Below are 1149 nucleotides of genomic sequence, written 5' to 3'. Positions count from 1 at the left end.
CGGGCGCTGGACACCAAATCGCAAATCTTCCTCGCCTTTATCGCGATCACCATGGCGCCCGTGTTCAACCGGCTCGACGCCATGGGCGCCCCGTTCTGGCTGCGGGCCGCCGAATGTGCCCTGGTCGCAGCGGCAACCCTGGCCTTCATCTACTGCCTGTTCCCCCGGCGCGGACAGCGCTCCGAACACGGCGTCTTCGACACCAGCATGCAGGGGAGCGAAGTGATGAAAATGCTCCAGGCCTCTGATTACAACTACAATATCGGCGAAACAGTCGCGTCACTCCACGACATATACCGGGTCAAATCCAACTCGGTCGCGTTCGGTACCGCGCTGATTGCGCTTTATATGCTCAGCGTGGCGGCTTCATTTGTACTGGCTTAGCTTTCCGACCTTCTTTCCGGTGCTGTTGAGCTGGTTGCTGGTGTCGACCGCAGCGGCGCAGCAAGGCGCTTGGCCGCGCGACGGCGCGGAAAGCGGCACGGTGGTTTCGCGCGTTTCGGGCGAGGAAGTGCGGTTCGTGACCGAAGCGGGGTTCCGGCCGCTGGTTCTGGGGCAGGATTTGCTGGGCGGCGACCTGGTGCGCACCGGGGCGCGGGGCGTTCTGGGCATCGTTTTTGTCGACGGCACGGTGATGCGGTTGCATCCGCAGACCGAACTGCTGGTCAAAACCGTCGGTGCGGCGGCGCAGCTGGAGCTGCGCACCGGCACGATCTGGGCGCGCACGCCGCGCGGGCGCTCGGATGTGACCGTGACCACACCCTCGGCGGCGGCAGGGATTCGCGGCACCGACTGGGTGCTGTCGGTGACCGGGGTGGTCACCCAGCTGACGGTATATGACGGCGTGGTCGAACTGGCCAATGCGCAGGGCGCGGTGCTGGCGCAGGCGGGCGAGGCGGCGCAGGCGGTGCCGGGGCGTGCGCCGTTCAAGATCGGGGTGGCGAACCGCAGGGAAGCCTTCCAGATGATGTATGCCGTGGGCCCGGACGACGCGGCGCAGCTGATCAGCGGCGCCGCCGAAGATCTGGCCACGGGCGAAGCGGTGGCGGCGGCCGATCTGGCCGAATATCGCCGCGGTCTGCGGCTGTTGCAGCTGGGCGATCCGGCGGCGGCGACGGTGCTGGACCGGGTTGCGCCGCGGCTGGGACG

At 67.3% G+C, this 1149-nt stretch carries 2 protein-coding genes; both read left to right on the top strand.

The genetic code is table 11. The features are described 5' to 3' along the window. Positions 1-384: hypothetical protein (locus tag CVM52_RS27315; protein ID WP_172721104.1), on the top strand; the 384-nt coding region annotated here is incomplete at its 5' end. Further along, positions 371-1149: FecR family protein (locus CVM52_RS25955; protein ID WP_172721103.1), on the top strand; the 779-nt coding region annotated here is incomplete at its 3' end. The genes CVM52_RS27315 and CVM52_RS25955, both read left to right, overlap by 14 nt.

It is taken from the genome of Pseudooceanicola lipolyticus, assembly GCF_002786325.1.
In the GTDB taxonomy this organism is placed as follows: domain Bacteria; phylum Pseudomonadota; class Alphaproteobacteria; order Rhodobacterales; family Rhodobacteraceae; genus Pseudooceanicola_C; species Pseudooceanicola_C lipolyticus.
Note: the sequence above shows the minus strand (reverse complement) of the source record. Positions and strands in the feature narration are given on the sequence as shown.